Source organism: Sphingomonas sp. NFR15 (genome assembly GCF_900103265.1).
GTDB classification, from domain to species: domain Bacteria; phylum Pseudomonadota; class Alphaproteobacteria; order Sphingomonadales; family Sphingomonadaceae; genus Sphingomonas; species Sphingomonas pollutisoli.
Genome location: NZ_FMWX01000005.1, coordinates 86049 through 107946 on the forward strand (window position 1 = coordinate 86049; position 21898 = coordinate 107946).

General features: G+C 69.0%; 23 protein-coding genes. 14 read left to right on the forward strand and 9 right to left on the reverse strand.

Annotated elements, in window-relative coordinates; all coding sequences use genetic code 11:
* Positions 1 to 65: 65 nt before the first annotated feature.
* The 6 genes from leuC to BLS81_RS12840 form a co-directional block, all read right to left on the reverse strand.
* Positions 66 to 1505 (reverse strand): 3-isopropylmalate dehydratase large subunit, encoded by a 1440-nt coding sequence (gene leuC / locus BLS81_RS12815; protein ID WP_093224417.1) that lies wholly within the window; start codon positions 1503 to 1505, stop codon positions 66 to 68.
* 75 nt (positions 1506 to 1580) lie between these two features.
* Complete coding sequence (locus tag BLS81_RS12820; protein ID WP_093224418.1) at positions 1581 to 2534, reverse strand: NAD-dependent epimerase/dehydratase family protein; 954 nt, start codon at positions 2532 to 2534, stop codon at positions 1581 to 1583.
* Between the two features lie 37 nt (positions 2535 to 2571).
* Positions 2572 to 3459, reverse strand: coding sequence for an alpha/beta hydrolase (locus tag BLS81_RS12825; RefSeq protein ID WP_371128284.1), 888 nt, complete (start codon positions 3457 to 3459; stop codon positions 2572 to 2574).
* Complete coding sequence (locus BLS81_RS12830; RefSeq protein ID WP_093224419.1) at positions 3456 to 4100, reverse strand: CoA transferase subunit B; 645 nt, start codon at positions 4098 to 4100, stop codon at positions 3456 to 3458. Before BLS81_RS12830 ends, BLS81_RS12825 begins: the two co-directional genes overlap by 4 nt.
* Position 4101: 1 nt before the next feature.
* Positions 4102 to 5310 (reverse strand): HAD family acid phosphatase, encoded by a 1209-nt coding sequence (locus tag BLS81_RS12835; protein WP_093224421.1) that lies wholly within the window; start codon positions 5308 to 5310, stop codon positions 4102 to 4104.
* Positions 5307 to 6011, reverse strand: coding sequence for a CoA transferase subunit A (locus BLS81_RS12840; RefSeq protein WP_093224422.1), 705 nt, complete (start codon positions 6009 to 6011; stop codon positions 5307 to 5309). Before BLS81_RS12840 ends, BLS81_RS12835 begins: the two co-directional genes overlap by 4 nt.
* A 147-nt stretch (positions 6012 to 6158) precedes the next feature.
* On the opposite strand from BLS81_RS12840, the gene BLS81_RS12845 reads away from it, so the two are divergent.
* From BLS81_RS12845 to BLS81_RS12895, 11 genes are all read left to right on the forward strand, one after another.
* Complete coding sequence (locus BLS81_RS12845) at positions 6159 to 6527, forward strand: BlaI/MecI/CopY family transcriptional regulator (protein WP_093224424.1); 369 nt, start codon at positions 6159 to 6161, stop codon at positions 6525 to 6527.
* On the forward strand, positions 6524 to 8068 hold the full coding sequence (locus BLS81_RS12850; RefSeq protein WP_093224425.1) for a M56 family metallopeptidase: 1545 nt from the start codon (positions 6524 to 6526) through the stop codon (positions 8066 to 8068). Before BLS81_RS12845 ends, BLS81_RS12850 begins: the two co-directional genes overlap by 4 nt.
* Positions 8069 to 8126: 58 nt before the next feature.
* A complete protein-coding gene (locus BLS81_RS12855) occupies positions 8127 to 8984 on the forward strand; it encodes an MBL fold metallo-hydrolase (protein ID WP_093224426.1) in 858 nt (285 codons plus the stop codon).
* Positions 8974 to 9699 (forward strand): DUF4230 domain-containing protein, encoded by a 726-nt coding sequence (locus BLS81_RS12860; protein ID WP_093224428.1) that lies wholly within the window; start codon positions 8974 to 8976, stop codon positions 9697 to 9699. Before BLS81_RS12855 ends, BLS81_RS12860 begins: the two co-directional genes overlap by 11 nt.
* 62 nt (positions 9700 to 9761) lie before the next feature.
* Complete coding sequence (nadA, locus tag BLS81_RS12865) at positions 9762 to 10760, forward strand: quinolinate synthase NadA (protein ID WP_093224429.1); 999 nt, start codon at positions 9762 to 9764, stop codon at positions 10758 to 10760.
* A gap of 134 nt (positions 10761 to 10894) precedes the next feature.
* Complete coding sequence (locus BLS81_RS12870) at positions 10895 to 11749, forward strand: peptidoglycan-binding protein (protein ID WP_143023358.1); 855 nt, start codon at positions 10895 to 10897, stop codon at positions 11747 to 11749.
* Between the two features lie 71 nt (positions 11750 to 11820).
* Positions 11821 to 12351: a hypothetical protein gene (locus BLS81_RS12875; protein ID WP_256326225.1), complete on the forward strand. Its 531-nt coding sequence runs from the start codon at positions 11821 to 11823 to the stop codon at positions 12349 to 12351.
* Between the two features lie 166 nt (positions 12352 to 12517).
* Positions 12518 to 13501, forward strand: a complete 984-nt coding sequence (locus BLS81_RS12880; protein WP_093224432.1) for an aldo/keto reductase — start codon at positions 12518 to 12520, stop codon at positions 13499 to 13501.
* Positions 13502 to 13529: 28 nt separating this feature from the next.
* A complete protein-coding gene (locus BLS81_RS12885; protein WP_093224434.1) occupies positions 13530 to 14270 on the forward strand; it encodes an SDR family oxidoreductase in 741 nt (246 codons plus the stop codon).
* Between the two features lie 66 nt (positions 14271 to 14336).
* Positions 14337 to 15182, forward strand: coding sequence for a carboxylating nicotinate-nucleotide diphosphorylase (nadC, locus tag BLS81_RS12890; protein WP_093224435.1), 846 nt, complete (start codon positions 14337 to 14339; stop codon positions 15180 to 15182).
* Between the two features lie 37 nt (positions 15183 to 15219).
* Positions 15220 to 15930 carry a ribonuclease T2 family protein gene (locus BLS81_RS12895; RefSeq protein WP_093224437.1) on the forward strand — a complete coding sequence of 237 codons (711 nt, stop codon included), beginning with the start codon at positions 15220 to 15222 and terminating at the stop codon, positions 15928 to 15930.
* Positions 15931 to 16022: 92 nt separating this feature from the next.
* On the opposite strand, the gene BLS81_RS12900 is transcribed toward BLS81_RS12895, so the two are convergent.
* The 3 genes from BLS81_RS12900 to BLS81_RS12910 are packed head-to-tail and all read right to left on the reverse strand — an operon-like array spanning position 16023 to position 18804.
* A complete protein-coding gene (locus BLS81_RS12900) occupies positions 16023 to 16454 on the reverse strand; it encodes a DUF4112 domain-containing protein (protein ID WP_093224438.1) in 432 nt (143 codons plus the stop codon).
* 6 nt (positions 16455 to 16460) lie between these two features.
* Positions 16461 to 17909 (reverse strand): ABC transporter substrate-binding protein, encoded by a 1449-nt coding sequence (locus BLS81_RS12905; RefSeq protein ID WP_093224440.1) that lies wholly within the window; start codon positions 17907 to 17909, stop codon positions 16461 to 16463.
* Positions 17910 to 17946: 37 nt separating this feature from the next.
* Positions 17947 to 18804 (reverse strand): helix-turn-helix transcriptional regulator, encoded by an 858-nt coding sequence (locus BLS81_RS12910; protein ID WP_218123127.1) that lies wholly within the window; start codon positions 18802 to 18804, stop codon positions 17947 to 17949.
* A gap of 90 nt (positions 18805 to 18894) precedes the next feature.
* Between BLS81_RS12910 and BLS81_RS12915 the strand changes: the two genes are divergently transcribed.
* The 3 genes from BLS81_RS12915 to BLS81_RS12925 all read left to right on the forward strand — a co-directional run bounded on the left by BLS81_RS12915 (position 18895) and on the right by BLS81_RS12925 (position 21840).
* Positions 18895 to 19779, forward strand: a complete 885-nt coding sequence (locus tag BLS81_RS12915; RefSeq protein WP_093224443.1) for an SDR family oxidoreductase — start codon at positions 18895 to 18897, stop codon at positions 19777 to 19779.
* 163 nt (positions 19780 to 19942) lie between these two features.
* Positions 19943 to 21073 (forward strand): fumarylacetoacetate hydrolase family protein, encoded by a 1131-nt coding sequence (locus tag BLS81_RS12920; protein ID WP_093224445.1) that lies wholly within the window; start codon positions 19943 to 19945, stop codon positions 21071 to 21073.
* On the forward strand, positions 21070 to 21840 hold the full coding sequence (locus BLS81_RS12925) for a D-xylose 1-dehydrogenase (RefSeq protein ID WP_218123128.1): 771 nt from the start codon (positions 21070 to 21072) through the stop codon (positions 21838 to 21840). Before BLS81_RS12920 ends, BLS81_RS12925 begins: the two co-directional genes overlap by 4 nt.
* Positions 21841 to 21898: the final 58 nt, after the last annotated feature.

A 21898-nucleotide genomic window follows, 5' to 3' on the forward strand; every position in this document is an offset into this window, starting at 1 on the left:
CGTGGCGGCATACGCCGCGACGCCGCTGACGATGGTGCCCATGATCAGCAAGATAAGTGCGCGCTTCATGCCTGTACCCCCAAATCGAACTCGCGGACGTCACTCAACCGGCCGTTGATCGCGGCCGCAGCCGCCATCGCCGGTGAAACCAGATGCGTCCGCGCACCCGGCCCCTGCCGTCCTACGAAATTCCGATTCGAAGTGGAAGCGCAGCGTTCGCCGGGCGGCACCTTGTCCGGGTTCATCGCCAGGCACATCGAACAGCCCGGCTCGCGCCACTCGAATCCGGCGTCGCGGAAGATGCGATCGAGCCCCTCGGCCTCGGCCTGGCGCTTGACGAGCCCCGAGCCGGGCACGACCAGCGCGCGCACGCCCTCGGCGACGTGCCGCCCGCCCGCGATCGCGGCGGCGGCGCGCAGATCCTCGATGCGGCTGTTGGTGCAACTGCCGATGAAGACATGCTGGACCGGCACCTCGGCGATCGGCGTGCCGGGGGCGAGGCCCATATAGTCGAGCGATTTTTGCGCCGCGACCCGCTTCGACGGATCGGCGAAACTCTCGGGATCGGGCACCACGCCGGTGATCGGCACGACGTCCTCGGGCGAGGTGCCCCAGGTCAGCGACGGCGCGATCTGCGTGGCGTCGATCAGGATGGTGCGGTCGTAGCGCGCGCCCGGATCGGTCGGCAACGTGCGCCAATAGGCGACCGCCGCGTCCCAGGCCGCGCCCTTGGGTGCCATCGGCCGACCTTTGAGATAGGCGAAGGTCGTCTCGTCGGGCGCGATCAGCCCGGCGCGCGCACCGCCCTCGATCGACATGTTGGCGATCGTCAGCCGGCCCTCGATCGACATGTCGCGGATCGTCGAGCCGGTATATTCGATGACATGGCCGGTGCCGCCGGCGGTGCCGATCCGCCCGATCACGTGCAGGATCACGTCCTTGGGCGTCACGCCCACACCGAGCTCGCCCTCGATCCGCACCTCGAACGTCTTGGACGGGCTGAGCAGCAAGGTCTGCGTGGCGAGCACATGCTCGACCTCGGAGGTGCCGATCCCGAACGCGAGCGCGCCGAGCGCACCATGCGCCGAGGTGTGGCTGTCGCCGCATACCAGCGTCGTGCCGGGCAGGGTGAAGCCCTGTTCGGGGCCGACGACATGGACTATGCCCTGTTCGGGCGCGACCGCGTCGATATAATCGACGCCGAACTCGCGCGTGTTGCGCTCGAGCGCGTCGAGCTGCTGCGCGCTCTCCGGGTCGGCGATCGGCAGGCGGTGGCCGGCGGCATCGACGCGCGGTGTGGTCGGCAGGTTGTGGTCGGGCACCGCGAGCGTGAGATCGGGGCGGCGCACCTTGCGGCCGTTCGCGCGCAAGCCCGCGAAGGCCTGCGGGCTGGTCACCTCATGGACGAGGTGACGATCGATATAGATGAGGCACGTCCCGTCGTCGCGCTTCTCGACGACATGCGCGTTCCAGATTTTCTCGTACAGCGTTTGCGGGTTCGACATGCGCGCGCTTTAACGCTTTGATGCGCGATCGCAACCTCAGACTGCATGTTCATTGCGCAAGTCGGAAATCCGCGGTCAACCCGCCTCCTTGGGAGAGAGATACGTCGGATCGTGCGTGACCGGCGAGGGCGACTGGTCGCGCAGCGCCGCGAGCTGCTCGGCGAAGCCGGTGCGGCAGCGGAAGCCGAGCACGCGCTCGGCGCGGCCGGCATCGTACACACGGTCGATCCGCTCGGGCAGCGACCAGCCGCGTGCGGCATACAGCGCCGGGGCATCGGGAAAGATGCGGGCGATCACCGCCGTCGCGTCCGTCTTCAGTGCGGCGCAGTCGGCGCGCGTGAACGGCGTCGGCGCGGAGAGGATGAAGGTGCCGAAGCCGATTTCGGGCGCGCGTTCCAGCGCGAGCACGTGCGCATCCGCCGCGTCCTCCACGGTGAGGCGGCGGTGAAGCAGTTCGTTCGCCTTCATGTTCTCGCCATCGGGCGCGCGGTGCGTGTCGTCATCCTCGGGAAAGAAGCGCCCGGTGCGCAGGATCAGCACGGGCAGGCCATGCTCGGCGTGGATCAGCCGGCACATTTGCTCGGCGGCGAGCTTGGTGATGCCGTAGATGTTGCGCGGTTCGAGCGGGGCGAGGCTTTCGTCTATCCACACCGCTTCGTTCGCGGTGCCCGCGCGGATCGCGGCGGAGATCATCAGCGAGGTGGTCGAGGTGAAGATGAAGCGGCTCGCGCCATGCGCCACCGCCGCTTCGAGCAGGTGGAGCGTTCCGCTGACGTTGACGTCGATGAACGCCTGGCGCGGATAGCGGACGATGTCTGGCTTGTGGAGCGCGCCGCCATGGATCACCGCGTCGAAGCAATGCTCCGCGAACAATCGCTCGACGCACGCGCGGTCGGCGACGCTGCCGATCACGTCGGTGTCGATGCCCGGCGCGACGTCCAGCCCGGTGACGCTGTGCCCGGCTTCGCGCAGGCGCGGCGCGAGGAAGCGGCCGAGCCAGCCTGACGATCCCGTGAGCAGCACGCGCATCTCGAAGTTCCCCCCTGTTCAGGTCGCCGGCATGGCCTTACCGCCCGATCACCCCGTGCAGAAAGGCCGCGCTGTCCGCGAGCACCGCCGCCTTGCGCCGGAACGGCACCGACAGCGCCATCACCACCTCCTCATGGCTGAGCCTCGGGTAGCTGCGCAAGGTCACCGGCGCGCCGAGCGTATCGAGTCGCTGCGCGAGGCTGATCGCATTGCGCGGCTCGACCTCGGTATCGCCGGACGAGGTGACGAGCAGCATCGGCGGTGCATCGGCGCGCGCGTAGGCGATCGGCTGCGTGGTCCGTGGATCGGCGGTTCCCTTGAACGCCGCGATCGCGCGCGGCGAGGTCCACGGATAGAAATCATACGGTCCCGACAGGCCGACCACCGCCTTGATCGTGTTCGGTGGCAGCTTTTGCGCCGCCAGATAGCGCCGATCGAGCGCGAGCAGCGCGATGATGTGCGACCCGGCCGAATGCCCCGCCAGCGCGATCCGATCGGGATCGCCGCCGTAGGCCGCGATATGATCGTGCGTCCATTTCACCGCCTCGGCGCCATCCTCGACGAAGGCGGGGAAGCGCACCGCCGGCACCTTGCGGTAATCGGGCACCACCACGACGAACCCCCGTCTGGCGAACGCCCGCGCCGCGAAGCGATAGCCGTCGCGCGATCCCGCCGCCCAGCCGCCGCCATAGAAGAAGATCACCACCGGCAGCTTCGCGTGCGCCGGATATGCGGGCCGCCACACGTCGAGCGTCTGGCCGTGGCCGCCGAACGGCACCGCGACGCCGGGCCGAGCGGTGCCCCAGCCGCCGCCCATCGCGCCGTCGAGCAGGCTGAGCTGACCCGGTGGCGAGAGCAGCCTGAGCACCGCCACCAGCCCGACCGCGACCGCCAACAGGCCGATCGCGGCGATGCGCAGGATCACGCGATGGCGCTGGTGTAATGCGCGGTGGTCTTGGCGGCGACCTCGTCGGCGGTCACGCCGGGGGCGAGTTCGATCAGCTCGAACGGGCTGTCATGGTCGGGCCGGCGGAACACGCACAGATCGGTGACGATCATGTCGACGACGTTCTTGCCGGTCAGCGGCAGCGTGCAGGCCGGGATGAACTTGGGGTCGCCGTTCTTGGCTGTATGCTCCATCACGACGATGATCTTCTTGACGCCGGCGACGAGATCCATCGCCCCGCCCATGCCCTTGATCATCTTGCCGGGGATCATCCAGTTGGCGATGTCGCCATTCTCGGCGACCTCCATCGCGCCGAGCACGGTCAGATCGATATGCCCGCCGCGAATCATCGCGAAACTGTCCGACGACGAGAAATAGGCGCTTTGCGGCAGTTCGCTGATCGTCTGCTTGCCCGCGTTGATGAGATCGGCGTCCTCCTCGCCCGCATAGGGGAAAGGGCCGATGCCAAGCATGCCGTTTTCCGACTGGAGCGTCACCTCGACGCCCTCGGGGATATGGTTCGCGACCAGCGTCGGGATGCCGATGCCGAGATTGACGTAGAAGCCGTCCTGCAGCTCGCGCGCGGCGCGCGCCGCCATGTCGTCACGGGTCCAGGCCATGTTATTTCTCCGTGGGAGCGGGGTCGGGGGGCGGTGCCGCGCCGGGTGTCCAGCGTTTGTCGGCGGGGAAGATGTCCGCCTGCGTGCCGTTGACGGCGGTGCCATACGCCGGATTGGGCAGCATGAACCAGCCATGCCCCCAGAGCAGATAGATTTCGCGGCCCGCCGTGAGCTGGCGCCGTTCCGACAGGGTGATGTCGCCAGCGTTGAACAGGTCGCTGAAATCGCCGAGCTGATCGCCGACCATCGCGATCACGCAGTAATGGACCGAGATGTCCTGGCGGCGGGCGTCCTTGCCGTTGCCGGTGCTGCCGCTGTCGCCTTTCAGCCACAGGTTGGTGCCATAAGCGACCGGGCCGACGCCGAGGCCGTTGAGCATCGCGGCGGTCTTGTCCGCGTTCGCGCCCGAGCGGTTGCTGTTGAAGATCACCTCGACATGCGCGTCGCGCGCGACCTTGATCGCTTCCGCGACGCCGGGCGCGAGTGACACCGCCTTGCTGCCCGAACGTTCCCACGCTTCCCAGCGTGCCGCGCTGTAGCCGCCGCCCGCGGCGAGGCTCGCCTGTTCGAAGCCGAGGTTGAACACCACCGTCTCGTCGATATCGAACACGACCGCCATCGGCTTCTGGTCGCATGGCAGGAAGCTCGGATTCTGGAGCGTCGCGCCGGGCGCGAGCACGACCGAATGGACGATATGCCCGATCGCGCGATCCGAGGTGACGCCGAGCAGATAGTTTTCGAGCGCGATATAGGTCTGCAGATATTGCGCCGCCGCCTCGCCCGAGCCGTAGAGATATTGCATCCCCGCCGGCACCGCCGTGGTGGCGCGGGGCGCGGGCGGCGGCGGGGCGGCCCCGCGCTTGCGCCTGCGCGGCGCGACATAGGTGCGCGACGCGGACGGCGTCTCGTCGTCCTGCGCGGACGCCTGCTGGAGCGCGATGTCGGTGCCGCCGCCGGGCTGGAGCATCGCCGCGTGGATCGGCGCGGGCGCGGTCTCCGGGCCCGCGAAGGCGGCGGGGATCACCGGCGGCGCGCTCGCGGCGGCGCTGGCATAGGCGGCGAGATCGGTGTCGGTCTCGATCCGCCCGTTGAGGCGCGCGTCATAATGGCGCCGCCCCATGATATCGGCCGCCATCGGGATCGCCGCGGCGCAGCCCTGTAACAGCGCCAGTGCCGCCAGCGACCCCGTGAGGGCGAGGAGTCGCTTCACGCAGCGCGTTCCCGGACGGTGCGGAATTCGATCTTCTTGTCATAGGGGCTGCCGACGATCAGCCGCTGCACGTAGATGCCGGGCAGGTGGATCGAATCGGCGCCGAGGCTGCCGACCGGCACGATCTCCTCGACCTCGGCGACGCACACCTTGCCCGCCGTCGCCATCGGCTGGTTGAAGTTGCGCGCGGTCTTGCGGAAGATCAGATTGCCGGTGCTGTCCGCCTTCCAGCCCTTGATGATCGCGAGATCGGCACGGATGCCGCGTTCGAGGATATAGTCCTCGCCGTCGAAGCTCTTCACTTCCTTGCCCTCGGCGACGAGCGTGCCGACGCCGGTCTTGGTGTAGAAGCCGGGAATGCCCGCACCGCCCGCGCGGCAGCGCTCGGCGAGCGTGCCCTGCGGGCAGAATTCCACCTCGAGCTCGCCCGAAAGATACTGCCGCTCGAACTCCTTGTTCTCGCCGACATAGGAGGAGATCATCTTCTTGACCTGGCGGGTGCGCAGCAGCTTGCCCAGGCCCTCGCCGTCGATGCCGGCGTTGTTGCTGGCGATGGTGAGATCCTTGGTGCCCGCGTCGCGGATCGCGTCGATCAGCCGTTCGGGGATGCCGCAGAGGCCGAAGCCGCCCGCGCAGATCGTCATGCCGTCCTGAAGCAGCCCCTCTAAAGCGGCGGCGGCGTTCGGGTAGAGCTTCTGCATGCGTGTCCCTCCAACATCCGGCGGATAGGGGTGCGGTGCAGCACTGGTCAAGAGACGCGCGCAGGATTCGCCGCGACGGCACGCCGCCGATCTTGACTACACCCGTAGTCAGTGCGATTACACGTGTAGTCATTACGGGAGCGAGTCGTGGCCGAACGGATCAGCGATGCCGAACATGCGGTGATGGAGGTGCTGTGGGACGATAGCCCGCTCACCGCGCAGGACGTTGCCGAACGGATCGCGCCGGGGCGCGACTGGTCCGCCAACACCGTCAAGACGCTGCTCGGCCGGCTGCTCGCCAAGAACGTGATCGCGCACGAGGCCGATGGCCGGCGCTATCTCTATCGCCCGCTGGTCGCGCGCGAAGATTATGTCGAGGGCGAATCGCGGCGGCTGATCGACCGGCTGTTCGGCGGCAGGCTCACCCCGCTGGTCGCGCATCTTGCCGAGCGCGATGCGCTGTCCGCGCAGGACATCACCGAGATCGAGGCGCTGCTCAAGGCGCTCAAGCCATGATCGGCTGGGCTCTCGAGGCGCTCGCCGGCTCGGCCGTGCTGATGGCGCTGGTGATGGCGATCCGCGGGCCGGTGCGCCGCGCGTTCGGGCCGGACGTGGCTTATGCGCTATGGGCGCTGCCGGTGTTGCGGCTGTGCTTGCCGCCGCTGCCCGAAATGGTGTCCCGAAGCGTGCGCCACGTCGCCGCCCTGCCGGTCGCGCAGGCGAGCGAGCCGGTCACGATCCTGCTCGCCGCCCCGGCGCGGGCCGCGGCGCGGTCGGTCGGCTGGGACGCGTTCGTGCCGGTCGTAGCGGCGGTGTGGTTGGTCGGCGCGCTCGGCTTCGCCGGGTGGCATGTGTTCGCGCACCGGCGCTTCTGTCGCGATCTGCTCGACGGCGCCGCGCCTCTGGAGGCGCGCGGCGCGGTGCAGGTGATCGAAACGCCGGTGGCGCGCGGCCCGCTCGCCTTCGGCATCTGGCGGCGCTACGTCGCCTTCCCGACCGATTTCGGCGCGCTTTATGATCCCGCCGAGCGCGATCTCGCGCTCGCACACGAACTCGGCCACCATGCGCGCGGCGATCTCGTCGCCAACTGGATCGCGCTGGCGGTGCTCGCGCTGCACTGGTTCAATCCGCTCGCCTGGTACGCTTTCCGCGCATTCCGCACCGATCAGGAAGTGGCGAACGACGCGCGCGTGCTCGCCGGCCGGCCCGCGATCACCCGTCACACCTATGCCTGCGCGATCCTGAAGGCGGCGCATGGCGGCGCGGTGTCGGCGGCATGCCACCTCCACACCATCGACGATCTGAAAGGGAGACTGAGGATGCTGACCACCCGCCGCATTTCCCGCGTCCGCCTCGCCGGCGGCAGCGCAGCCGTCGCGCTGCTCGGCGTCGCCGCCTTGGGGCTGACCGCTTCGGGCACGCAGGCCGCCGAGCATGTCCGAACGCGGGTGAAGACCGTGACCGGGATCGATATCACGTCGTTCGATTCGATGCCGACGATGGCCGCGCTCGCCCCAGCGTCGTCCCGCGTGCCCGTCATCCCGCCAGCGTCGTCGCATGTGCCGGTCATGCCGCCGGCTTCGTCGGAGGTGCCGGTCGCTCCGCTGGCGCCGTCCGACGTGGCGATCGCGCCGGTCGAGCCGCCCGTGTCACCGCTTTCCCCCGTCGAGCCCGTGCCGCCGGTGCCGCCGATCGCGGTTTCAAGCCGGGATTGGCACGACATGCGCGATATTGCCGCCGATGTGCCGCGCGTGACCTCCGCCCATTGCGGCGGTCCCGACCGGCCGACCGTCATCCGCGCAGAGCATGACGGCAAGCGCAGCATCACGATCTGCACCGACCGGATCGACCGCGCCGCCGCGCGCGGGGCCGCGCTGGCCGCGAACAGCGCGGTGCTCCAGCGCAGCGCCTATCGCTCCGCGCTCGCCGGGCTGCGCCGCGCACGCGCCAACGTCGCCCACAACACCAATATGCCCGTCGACGCTCGACACCAGGCGCTCGACTCGATCGACGCTTCGCTCGACGAGATCCAGGCCCATATCGACGAGCAGGACTGATCGCGTCCGGCTGGGCGCGGACTTGCGTTCCGCGCCCGGCGCCGCCACATCGACCGGCATGGACGCGCAGCACACCGGCACTTCGCAAGCGCTAGAGCCGCGCGTCGCGCGGGTGCTCGCGCCCAACCCGTCGCCCTTCACCTATACCGGCACGCAGACCTATCTGGTCGGCACCACCGATCTCGCTGTGATCGATCCCGGCCCCGACCTGTCCGAGCATCTCGACGCGATCGTCGCCGCCATCGCCGGGCGTCCGGTCACCGCGATCGTCATCACCCACACCCACCGCGATCACAGCCCGGCCTCGCGCCCGCTCGCCGTGCTGACCGGCGCGCCGATCGTCGGTTGCGCGCCGCTCGTCGTCGCCGACACCGGCCTACGCCTCGAAGCGGGGTTCGACCCCGATTACGCGCCCGACCGCATCCTCGCCGATGGCGAGGCGGTGGCGGGGCAGGGCTGGACGCTGCGCGCGGTCCATACCCCCGGCCACACCTCCAACCACCTGTGTTTCGCGCTGGAGGAGACCGGCGCGCTGTTCACCGGCGATCATGTGATGGGCTGGTCGACCAGCGTCGTCGCGCCGCCCGATGGCGACATGGCCGCGTATATGGCGAGCCTCGACCGGCTGATGCACCGCGAGGACCGTATCTATTACCCCGCCCACGGCGACCCGATCGAAAACCCGCGCCGGCTGGTGCGCGGCATGATGGGTCACCGCAAGCAGCGCGAAGGGCAGATCCTCCGGCTACTGCGCGAGGGGTCGCGCCCGGTGCCCGACATGGTCGAGCGGATGTACGCCGGGCTCGATCCCAGGCTGTTCCCCGCCGCCGGCCGCTCGGTGCTCGCGCATCTGATCGATCTGCGCGCGCGCGGGCTGGTGACCGAGGATGCCGAAACCTGGTCCTATGCCGGTTGAATCGCCGCGCCCCGCCGCCTGGCTGATCCCCGCGCTGGCCGGCGCGGTCGTGCTGGCGGTGGTGATCGCGCTCGGGGTCGGCGGCTATCTTGCCTATCAGCGCTATACGGTGCGCTACACGGTCGAGCGCGAGAGCGACGGGCTGGTCGTCTCCAAGGTGGTCGATGCGCGGCTCGCCGGCGCGACCGATCTGCGCGTCAGCCGCCTGACCGGCACGGTGCAGGCGACCGCCTCCGATACGGGCTGGGGTGGCATCCTGCCCTCGGGGCTGGTGTTCAAGGCGCCGTTCGAGGCGGATTATTTCGTCGATCTCGCCAAGCTCGATCGCGGCCATTTCTTCTGGAACGCCAAGACCAAGACGCTGATCGTGACCCCGCCCGACGTGCGCGTCGACAGCGTCAACGTCGACGAAGGCCGTGCGACGGTCGATCAGGCGACCGGCCTCATCGTCACGCGCGGCGCGATGGCGCGGCTGCGCCAGCGCGCCTCGTCGCGCGCCGCGCAGGTCGTGCGGGGCGAGGCGGGGAGCGCGAAGAACATGGTGCGCGCGCGCGAGAATGCCCGGCGCGAGATCGCCGATCTGTACCAGCGCCCGTTGACCATCGCGGGCGTCGATGCGCACGTCGTCGTCCAGTTCGAGGGCGAGGGCGGCCGCAACACCGAACAATGGGACCGCAGCCGATCGATCGAGGAGATTCTCGCCGAGGGGCGGTGAGCGATCCCGGCTGACAACCGCCGCGCGACTCCCTATCTGGGCGCGCGAGGGAGACTTTGCGCATGACCGTCCAGACTCAAGACCTGCAAGGACTCGACCTGCGCGCCGAGATCGACCGGCTGCGCAAGGAGCGCAACGCCGTCATCCTCGCGCATTATTATCAGAAGGCCGAGATCCAGGATCTCGCCGATTTCGTCGGCGACAGCCTCGACCTGTCGCGCAAGGCGCAGGCGACCGACGCCGACGTGATCGCCTTCTGCGGCGTGCGCTTCATGGCCGAGACCGCCAAGATCCTCTCCCCCGAGAAGATCGTCGTGCTGCCCGACATGGATGCCGGGTGCAGCCTCGAGGATAGCTGCCCGCCCGAGCAGTTCGCCGCGTTCCGCGCCGCGCACCCCGATCACATCGCGCTGACCTACATTAACTGCTCGACCGAGGTGAAGGCGCTCTCCGACGTGATCGTCACCTCGTCGTCGGCGGAGAAGATCCTGAGCCAAATTCCGCCCGAACAGAAGATCATCTTCGGCCCCGACAAGAACCTCGGCGGCTATCTCGCCCGCAAGACCGGGCGTGACATGCTGCTGTGGCCGGGCGTGTGCATCGTCCACGAGGCGTTCAGCGAGACCGAGCTGCTCAAGCTCCAGATCGCGCACCCCGGCGCGCCGATCGCCGCGCACCCGGAATGCCCGCCCTATATCCTCGATCACGCCGATTATGTCGGATCGACCAGCGGCATCCTCGCCTTCGCCGATTCGATGCCCGGCGACACGCTGATCGTCGCGACCGAGCCGCACATCATCCACCAGATGCAAAAGGCCGCACCCGCCAAGACCTTCATCGGCGCGCCGGGTGCGGACGGCAATTGCAACTGCAACATCTGCCCGTACATGGCGCTCAACACGCTCGAAAAACTGTATATCGCGCTGCGCGACCTCACCCCGCGCGTCGAGATCGAGGAAGGGCTGCGGCTGCGCGCCAAGAAGAGCCTCGACGCGATGCTGGCGATGGCGTCTGGCACGGTCGGGCTGGGCGACCTGGGGCCGCTGAAAGTCTCCCAATAATGCTACACGCTCCCCTCCTTCCGGGGAGGGGAGAAGATCTCGCCAAGGTCATCGTCACATCGGCGACAATAAGGCTTGCCTACAGCGATTGATCGGCAGAAGACGCGGGACAGTCACTGTGGGGGAGGCTGTCGATGAGCGTGGCCGCTGCCGTTCGGGCGAGCGATATCGTTTCGCGTTTCGCGCCAAGCGCGAAGGATGCATATAAACAGGCGTTCCAACAGGGCGATGCGCTGCTTGCCAAGAGCGGCATCACCACGCCGCTAAGACTTGCGCATTTCATGGCGCAGGTGCTGCATGAGACCGGCGGGCTGACCATCCTGGTCGAAAGCGGCGACTATTCCGCCAAGAACCTCGGCGATATGTGGGATTCGGGCAATTGGCACAAATATTTCACCAATCGCGCCGCCTGCGTCGAGATGGCGGAGCAGTGCAAGCGCGATCACGGCGTCGCTCTGTTCAGCCTCGTCTATGGCAATCGCATGGGCAACGGGCCGCCGGCCTCGAAGGACGGCTGGACGTATCGCGGGCGCGGCATTCTCCAGACGACGGGCCGCGCCAGCTACGCCGATTTCGGCAAGCGCTGCGGCGTCGATTTCTTCGGCCACCCCGATCTCGTCGCCTCGGGCGATCATGCGCTCAAACCCGCGCTCGCCGAATGGGACGACAAGCACTGCAATGCCGCCGCCGATCACAATGACATCGAACTGGTGACGAGGCTCGTCAACGGCGGGCTCGTCGGGCTGGCCGGGCGCAGGAAATGGTTCGCGAAGATCTGGCCGTTCGTGATCGGCGCGCCGCCGGTCGAACATTCGACCGAATTCCGCGTTCAGGCCGCGCTCGATGCCGCCGGGTTCGATTCGGGCGATCCCGATGGCGTGATCGGCGCGACCACGCGCGCGGCGATCCTCGGCTATCGCGCCAAGATGAAGCTGCCGCTCACGCCCGCGATCAGCAACGATCTGCTGCTGTCGCTCGGTATCGGCTGATCCCGCCGCGGCGCGCACGCCGCGCGTGACAAGTCCCGAGAGTGTCGCCAAACTGTCATCAGGAGGTGATCTTGGCGACTCAGTCTCTCTCCCGCACCGAAACGCGGCCGGTGGCGATCATCGACTTCGCGGCGTCGTGCCTGCCCGAAGCGGGGGAATCCTATCCGATCGAGGTCGCGCTGGCGAAGGTCGATGGCAGCACGCGAAGCTGGCTGATCCGCCCGGCCGCCGAGTGGCGATATTGGGACTGGTCGCCCGAGGCCGAGCATCTCCACGGTATCAGCCGCACGATGCTGTCCGAGCGGGGGCAGCATCCGCAGCAAGTCCTGGACGAATTGATGGCCGAGGCCGCCGGCTGCGAAGTCTATGCCGATTGCGATCTCGACGCCTATTGGCTCGAGGTGCTCGCGCAGGCGTGCGGCTGTGCCGCGCCGTTCCGGGTGCGGTATCTGGGCGAATTGCTGTGCGCGCGCGGCGTGTCGCGCGGGGATGTCGTCGCGGCGCTCGATCGTGCCGGGCGGCTGTTGCCGTCCGAGCCTGTCGCGCGTGGCGACGCGAGCCGGCTCGCGCTCGCGGTGCGGTTGCTCGCCCCCGTGGGCTGAACCGGGGGTCCTCCGCCCGAACGGCCTCCGCTTGCATCAATGTGGTCGCCATTCATGAATGTACGGCATAGGCTCATCCCACATTCACGGCCTAATCCGCCGCCGTCTTCGACCCTATCTCCCACCCACCGATGGCGCGCGTCATCGGCACACAGGAGGATCGCACATGCAAACACGCACGCTCGGCGACAGCGGACTCGAGGTTTCGGCGCTCGGCTTCGGCTGTATGGGGCTCACGTCCAGCTATGGTCACGCGCCCGGCAAGGATGAGGCGATCGCGCTGCTCCGCACCGCGGTCGATCTCGGCGTCACCTTCTTCGACACCGCCGAAATCTATGGCCCGTTCACCAACGAGCAGGTTGTCGGCGAGGCGCTGCGCCCGGTGCGCGACCGGGTGGTGATCGCCACCAAGTTCGGCTTCAACGCCGATCAGGGCGTGTCCGGCGGCCTCAACAGCCAGCCCGACCATATCCGCGCGGTGTGCGACGCCTCGCTCAAGCGGCTTGGCGTCGAGGTGATCGACCTGTTCTACCAGCACCGTGTCGATACCGCCGTCCCGATCGAGGATGTCGCGGGTACGGTCAAAGACCTGATCGCCGAAGGCAAGGTCAAGCATTTCGGCCTTTCCGAACCCGGCGTGGCGACGGTGCGCCGCGCGCATGCGGTCCAGCCGGTCGCCGCGCTTCAGAACGAATATTCGCTGTGGACGCGCGAGCCCGAAACCAACGGCATCCTCGACGTGTGCGCGGAACTCGGCATCGGCTTCGTGCCGTATAGTCCGCTCGGCCGGGGCTTCCTCACCGGCGCGCTCGGGACCGAACTGACCGAAGGCGATTTCCGCAAGCTGCTGCCGCGCTTCACCCCCGAGGCGATGGCGAAGAACCAGGCGCTGATCGACCGAATCAGGACGATCGCCGACGCCAAGCAGGCGACACCGGCGCAGATCGCGCTCGCGTGGCTGCTCGCGCAACGCCCGTGGATCGTGCCGATCCCCGGCACCACCAAGCGCCACCGGCTCGAGGAAAATCTCGGCGCGCTCACCGTCACGCTCGACGACGGCGAGCTTGCCGACATTCGCGCCGCGCTGGCCGAAATCGACGTCGAAGGCGAGCGCTACCCAGCCCAGTTGATGGCGAGGACCGGCAACTGACCGTATCCGCACAGCACAGGAGATCATCATGACCGAGAATATCGCAGGCAAGATCATCGTCATCACCGGCGCGAGCGGCGGCTTGGGCGAAGCGGCGGCGCGCCATCTGGCGGCGGCGGGCGCGAAGCTCGTGCTCGGCGCGCGGCGGCTCGATCGGCTCCAGGCGCTCGCCGCAGACCTCGGGCTGGGCGACGATGCCGCCGTCGAGACCGACGTGACCGATCCGATGCAGGTGCAGGCGCTGGTCGATCGCGCGGTCGCGCTCCACGGCCGTATCGATGTGCTCATCAACAATGCCGGGCTGATGCCGCATTCGCCGCTCGAACGCCGCAAGATCGCGGACTGGGACCGGATGATCGACGTCAACCTCAAGGGCACGCTGTACGGCATCGCCGCCGCGCTCCCACACATGACCGCGCAGAAGAGCGGGCATATCATCAACGTGTCGTCGGTGGCCGGGCACAAGGTTCGCCCCGGCAGCGCGGTCTATGCGGCAACCAAGGCGGCGGTGCGGATGCTGTCCGAAGGGCTGCGGATGGAGGTCAAGCCGTACAATATCCGCACGACGATCGTCTCGCCGGGCGCGGTCGCCTCCGAACTGGCGCAGAGCATCACCGAGCCGGATATCGCGGCGGGGATGAACGACTTCTACGAGAAGAACGCGATCTCGGCCGACAGCTTCGCGCGCGTCGTCGCGTTCGCGATCAGCCAGCCCGAGGACATGGACGTCAACGAAATCCTGTTCCGCCCGACCGTGCAGGAGCTGTAAGCGCGCTGTTCGCGCGGCGCGCGATCTGGCAAGGGGCGGGCATCGTTCAACCACCCGGATGCCCGCATGGCCTTTCACCTCGACCGTTTCGATCTGGATGCGTTCGTCGCGGCGACGCTCGCCGAGGATCTCGGCGACGCCGGGGATATCACCGCGGCGGCGGTGATCCCGGCGGAGGCGCGCTTCACCGGCGTGATGGACAGCCGCGACGCGATCGTCGTCGCGGGTCTCGGCATCGCCGAGGCGTTCTTCCGGTCACTCGATCCGGCGGTGGCGATCACCCGGCTGGTCGAGGACGGCGATTCGGTCGCGCCCGGCACCGAGCTGCTGCGGCTCGAAGGCGCGGCCCGCGCGATGCTCACCGCCGAACGCTCCGCGCTCAACACCGTCCAGCATCTGTCGGGCATCGCCACGCTGACCCGCGCCTATGTCGATGCGATCGCCGGCACCGGCGCGACCTTGCTCGATACGCGCAAGACCATTCCCGGCCTCCGCGTGCTGGAGAAATATGCGACCCGTATGGGCGGCGCGACCAATCACCGCATGGGGCTGTGGGATTCGGCGATGATCAAGGACAATCACGTCGCGGTCGCCGGTGACATCGGCGAGGCGGTGCGGCGCGCGAAGGCGGCGGGGATCGCCAGCATCATCGCCGAGGTCGACACGCTCGCGCAGATCGCGCCGGCGCTCGATGCGGGCGCGACGCACCTGCTGCTCGACAACATGCCGCCCGACATGCTGCGCGAGGCGGTCGCCATGGTCGGCGGGCGCGTGCCGACCGAGGCCTCGGGCGGGGTCCGGCTCGACACGATCCGTGCGATCGCGGAAAGCGGCGTCACCTATGTCAGCGTCGGCCGCATCACCCAATCCGCGCCCGCCGCCGACATCGGGCTTGATTTCGCCGCGCTTTGAGGGCGATGGCGGTCACGGATACGAGGGGGAACGCCGCATGAAACTGTCGTACATCCTGCCGCTGCTCGCGATCGCCGTGCCCGGCGTCGCGCAGGCACAGGCGCTGCAATGCGCGATCCCCGCGTTCGTGCCGAGTCCGCGCCCCGAACTCCCCTCCGCCAAGGAGCCGGTGCGCACCCTGCCGATCGGCGGCTACACGCTCGCGCTCACCTGGGCGCCCGAATATTGCCAGGCGCATCGCCGCGACGCGGGCGCGCAGATGGAATGCGGCGGCGGCAATCGCTTCGGCTTCACGCTGCATGGGTTGTGGCCCGACGGGGTAGGGGCGGAGTGGCCGCAATATTGCCAGGCGACACCGATCCTGCCGTCGGCGCTCATCAAGCAGCATCTGTGCGCGACCCCGTCGGCGCAGTTGCTCCAGCACGAATGGGCCAAGCACGGCACCTGCATGCCGACCACGCCGGCGGAGTATTTCAAACGCTCGACCGGGCTGTACGGAAAACTGCGCTACCCCGACATGGACGCGCTCTCGCGCCGGCCGCTCACCGCGGGCGATTTCGCGGCGGCGTTCGCGGCCGTCAATCCGGGGCTGCCCGCGAGCGCGATCCGCGTGACCGCCAACCGCAAGGGCTGGCTCGACGAACTCTGGCTGTGCCTCGACAAGAGCTTCGCGTACGAGCGGTGCAAGCCGAACTCGGGCGGGATTCCGGCGAGCACGCCGCTGAAAATCTGGCGCGGCCGCCGCTAGACACGTCGCCCCGGCGCAGGCCGGGGCCGCTGGGTTTTGGGCGATCGGACCGCCAGATCATGCAACGGCCCCGGCCTGCGCCGGGGCGACGGTCACCGCTGCTCGACGACCGCGCTCGCGGGGTGATGTTTGTCGAGATGTTTGTGGATGATCCGCAAATTGCGCGTGTTCGATCGGAACAGCGCGTCGGGAATCGCGCCGACGAACGGGATGAGCCCGAGCGCGAAATCGACGCCGACATTGCCCAGCATCCGCGCGATCTGCACTTTGGACATGCCGAGGTTGCGCGCCTCCCACACCATCCATGCGCCCATCGCCGCGCCGACCGCGTCTCCGCCGATCGGAATCAGGTCGAGGATCACGTCGAGGCCGATCCGCCGGTTGATGCCGGGGATGACGAACAGCCCTTCGAGCAGCCGCTCCATCGCCTCGATGCGTTTGCGCACCGCCGCGGCGTCACGGCCGACATAGCCGGAGGCGAAGCCGTGGAGCGGTTCGGGCTTGATACGGGTGGCCTGGGTCATGTCACCTCAATTGGTGTCACTGCGCAGCCGATTCAACGGATGCCATGCGCGCGGGTTCCCGGTCCACGCCTTGAGCCGCGCCGACACCAGCGACCAACGCAGCGGACGCGCGATCGGCACGAACGCGACGTCGGCGGCAAGGGCTGCGTCCGCGTCCGCGATATGCCGCGCGCGCTCGGCGAGCGTCGGCGCGTCGCGCGCGGCGTCGAGCGCGCTGCGCGCGGCCTCGCCGCACGGCTGACACGCCGTCGCCAGATACCAGCGCGCGCTGTCATACGGCGCGACCGCATCGACCAGCCGGAGGTCGGCGGGTTCGGCCAGCCCCACCCGCTGCGGCCCGATGCCGATCCGCACCAGCGCGGCGGCGATATGGCCGTAGAGGATCGTCGCGCCCGGCCCGGCGGGCAGCGCGACGCGCAGGTACAGCGGCAGCGGGTGCATCTGGCGCCACTGCCGCACCCGTTCCGCCGGCGAGAGGTTGATCGCGCCGGCCTGCTGCCACGTCGGCACGGCGGGCGGGGCGGCGGAATCGAGCTGTTCGGGCAGGATGCTCAGCGTCGCCGCCCAGCCGGGCGCGAACGCGGCGACGATCGCGGCGCGGTCGATCACCTGCGCGATCGCGGCGCGGTTGCCGGGATCGGCGAGGAAACCGGTGCGATCGGCGATGGCGAGGCCGAACACGCCCGCCGCCGGATCGATCCGCACGGCGGCGGGCGGGATCGACGCGTGCGCGAGCAATGGCCAGTCGGCGAAGCCGCCGCCCGCGACGAGATCGGCGTCGCGGCGCTGGAACCGCAGGATCGCCTTCGCCGCGCGCTCGCCGATCAGCCGTACCGAGGCTTGCGGCGACGGCGTGGCCGCATCGTCGTCGTCGGCGTGGCGCGGATCGGACGCCGGGCGCAGCATCACCCCGTCGCGCCCGATGGTGCCGGCGCGGAACGGCCCGCTGCCGCCGGGCGGCCGCGCCCGCAGGATGGCGAGTTCGGGCTGCGCGAACAGTTTGAGCAGATCGGGGCGCGGGCGGCTCAGCCGCACCTCGATCACCTCGGGCGTCATCTCGACGATCTCGTGGATCGCGGTGAGGAACGGGCGCAACGGGTTGCGCGACGCGGGCGAGAGCTGGCGTTTGAGGATCGCGACCACTTCGGCGGCGGTTACGGGCTTCCCGTCGCTCCACGTCGCCTCGCGGATGCGGAAGATGTAGCTGCGGCCATCGTCGAGCACGGTCCAGCGTTCGGCGAGGCCGGGTTCGATCTGCCCGGCCGCATCGAAGCGCACCAGCCCCTGCGCCGCCGAATCGAGCAGCAGCCGGCCGGGCGTGGCGAGCGCGCCCCGCGCCGGATCGGCGAGCGCGGGGGCGCCGCCGATCGCGCTGACCACCACCGCGCCCGCATCGGGCCGCGAATCGCACCCGCCGGCGGCGAGCAACACAGCGAGGGGCAGCAGGCGGCGCATCGGGGGTGTCTTGCCACCGCGCCGCCGCCGCCGCCACCTACCGCGTGAAAATTCCCGGCGCCTCGCCGCGTTCGGGGTGGAGCATCGCGTCGATGCGCGCCGCATCCTCGGCGGTGGCGGGATTGTAAACGATCAGCCCGAGATCGGGGCGGCCATCGACGGCGAACGCCGAATATTCGAACGCGATCGGCCCCAGCACCGGGTGCCGCAATTGCTTCAGCCCGCCGCCGTACTGCCGAACGTCATTGTCCGCCCACAGCCGCGCGAACTCCGCACTGGTCGCGCACAGTTCCTCGATCAGCGCGCTCGCTTGCGCGGCGGCGCCGGCGCGCGTCACGTCGGCGCGGAAGGCGGCGACCACGAAGCGCGCGACGCTCTCCCAATCGTGTTGCGCGGCGCGCACGCGCGGATCGCAGAACAGGAACCGCAGGATGTTGCGCCGGTCGGGCGGCAGCGCGCCGTAATCGGTCAGCACCAGCGCGGCGGCGCGGTTCCACGCCACCACGTCCCAGGTCAGCGTCTTGACCAGCGCGGGACAATTGCCGAACGCGTCGAGCACGCGTTGCAGGCGCGGCGTGACGCCGTCGCCCGATTGATACCGCACCTCGGGCGGGCGGCCGAGCGCGAGCAGGAAGATATGCTCGCGCTCGACGTCGGTCAGCATCAGCGCGCGCGCGATGCGGTTGAGCACGTCGGCGGACGGCGCGCCGCCGCGCCCCTGTTCGAGCCAGGTGTACCAGGTGGCGCTGATATGCGCGCGCTGCGCGACCTCCTCGCGGCGCAAGCCCGGCGTCCGCCGCCGCCCCGGCGGGAAGCCCAGCACCGCCGGATCGAGCCGCGTGCGGCGGTCCCGCAAATAGGTGCCGAGCCGGTTGTCATCGGTCCGCGTCGCCATGCTGTTACCCATTATACCCCGATATGCTCCCATATTTAACCCGATAGCGGCAGCCCCGATAGAGGCCGCATCGATCAGGAAGGATTGGCGATGCGTGTTTTCGTAACGGGTGCCACGGGGTTCGTCGGCAGCGCGGTGGTGCGGGATCTCCTCGATGCGGGGCATGAGGTGCTCGGCCTCGCGCGATCGGATGCGAGCGCGGCCGCGCTGGAAAGGGCGGGCGCGAAGGTCCACCGTGGCGGGCTCGACGATCTCGACAGCTTGAGGCGCGGCGCGGCGGCGGCGGATGGCGTGATCCACACCGCGTTCAACCACGATTTCTCCCGATATGCCGCCAACGCCGCCGAGGATGCGCGTGCGATCGAGGCGATGGGCGCGGTGCTGGCCGCATCGGCGCGCCCGATGCTCGTCACCTCGGGGCTGGCGATGCTCGCGGCCGGCCGGCTCGCGACCGAACAAGACCGCTCGCCCGAGACTCTCCCGCGCCGTTCGGAAGCCGCGGCGGCGGCGGCCGCGGCGGCTGGCGCGCGGGCATCGACCGTGCGGCTGGCGCCGACGACGCATGGGGCGGGGGATCATGGCTTCGTGCCGTTCCTGATCGAAATCGCGCGGCGCAAAGGCATCGCCGCCTATGTCGGCGACGGGGCGAATCGCTGGGCGGCGACACATCGCGGCGATGCCGCGCGCCTGTACCGCCTCGCGCTGGAGCGCGGCGCGGGCGGCGAGACCTATCACGCGGTCGCCGAGGAGGGGGTGCCCTTCCGCGCGATCGCCGAGGCGATCGGGCAGGGGCTCGGCATGCCGGTGGTGTCCGTCACACCCGAGCAGGCCGCCGATCATTTCGGCTGGCTCGCGATGTTCGCTGGCGCCGATATCGCCGCGTCGAGCGCCCGCACGCGCGACATTCTGGGCTGGCGCCCCGAGCAGCCCGGCCTGTTCGAAGATCATGTGAACGCGGGCTATTTCGCGCGGTGAGGGGGCTCCGGCGGCGGCGCTCACCCGGCTTTTCCGGCCCGGTGAATTTCGCTTGCGCATAACTTACCTGCGTTCTGGCGCACCCCATTGGTCTGTCCTATTGACAGCGCTGGCCCTGCCGTGCTGGTAGCGCTATCAAATTCAATAGACTACCGGAGTGGATATGAGGGGCGGAACCGCAATTCAGAACAGCCTGCCGAGCGACTGGCAGGCGGGCCGTTTCCTCGGCCGCGTGCAGACCGCGCAAGGCCCGAGTCCGGTGCTGCTCATCGGCGGCGAGCTTTTCGATATGTCGCGGGTCGCGCCGACCGTGTCCGCGCTGGTCGAGGCGGGTGATTTCTCCGGCGCGGGCGGCGTGTCGCTCGGCGCGCTCGATCAGTCCGACGTGACGGTCATCAGCCCGATCGATCTGCAATGCGTCAAGGCGTGCGGCGTCACCTTCGCGGTGTCGGCGGTCGAGCGCGTCATCGAAGAGCGCGCGCGCGGCGACTGGGCCGCCGCCGGTGCGATCCGCGACAGCCTCGAGGCGCGCGTCGGCGGCTCGATCCGCTCGGTCAAGCCCGGCTCGGACGAGGCCGCCGAACTCAAGGCGGCGCTGGTCGAAGCGGGCCTGTGGTCGCAATATCTCGAAGTCGCGATCGGGCCGGACGCCGAAGTGTTCACCAAGGCGCCGGTGCTCTCCACCGTCGGGACGGGCGTGGAGATCGGCATCCGCTCCGATTCGAGCTGGAACAATCCCGAGCCGGAAATCGCGCTGCTCGTCGACAGCAAGGGCAAGGCAGTTGGCGCGTGCCTCGGCAACGACGTCAATCTGCGCGATTTCGAAGGACGCTCGGCGCTGCTGCTCGGCAAGGCCAAGGACAATAACGCCTCGTGCTCTCTCGGGCCGTTCGTGCGGCTGTTCGATGACGGCTTCACGATCGACGACGTGCGCAAGGCCGAGGTGCGCCTCACCATCGAGGGCGAGGACAATTACCGCCTCGAAGGCGCGAGCAACATGGCGGAGATCAGCCGCGATCCGCTCGACCTCGTCAGGCAGACGCTGAGCGAGCATCAATATCCCGACGGCTTCGTGCTGTTCCTCGGCACCTTGTTCGCGCCGGTTCAGGACCGCGACGAGCCGGGCCGCGGCTTCACCCACAAGGTGGGTGACACCGTGCGGATCGAAAGCGATCGGCTGGGCGAGTTGGTCAACCGCGTGGTCTATTCGCGTGACGCCGCGCCGTGGCAGACCGGCATCGGCGCGTTCATCGCCAACCTCGCGTCGCGCGGTTTGCTCGGCGGCGCAGCGTGAGCATCGCACTCCTGCCCGCGGAAGATCGCGCCGTCTATCCGAGCCTCAAGGGCAAGCGCGTGCTGGTGACCGGCGGCGCGACCGGCATCGGCGCCGGACTCGTCGAGGCGTTCGCGCGCGCCGGCGCACGCGTCGCCTTCCTCGACATCAATGCGGAGGCGGGCGTGGCCCATGCCGCGCGGTTCGAGGGTGCGGTCTTCAAGCCGTGCGACCTGCGCGATCTGGCGTTGCTCAAGACCACGATCGAATCGATCATCGCCGAGTTCGGCGGCATCGACGTGCTCATCAACAACGCCGCCAGCGACGATCGCCACACGATCGACGCGATCACGCCCGAATATTGGGACGAGCGGATGGCGACCAACCTGCGCCACCTGCTGTTCGCCGCGCAGGCGGTCGTCCCCGGCATGCGCGCCAATGGCGGCGGCGTGATCCTCAATTTCGGGTCGATCAGTTGGCATCTCGGCCTGCCCGAACTGATGCTGTACGAAACCGCCAAGGCCGGCATCGAAGGCATGACCCGCGCGATGGCGCGCGATTTCGGCCGCGACAACATCCGCGTCTCGACGATCGTGCCCGGCAACGTCCAGACACCGCGCCAGGAGAAATGGTACACGCCCGAGGGCGAGGCCGAGATCGTCGCCGCGCAGTGCCTCGACGGGCGCATCCAGCCCGCCGATGTCGCGGCGCTCGCGCTGTTCCTCGCATCGGACGACGCGCGTATGTGTACCGGCCATGATTATTTCATCGACGCCGGCTGGCGCTGATCGGATAAGCACGACACGATATTGGGTGGGACGAACGCCGATAGCGGCGCAACAAGGA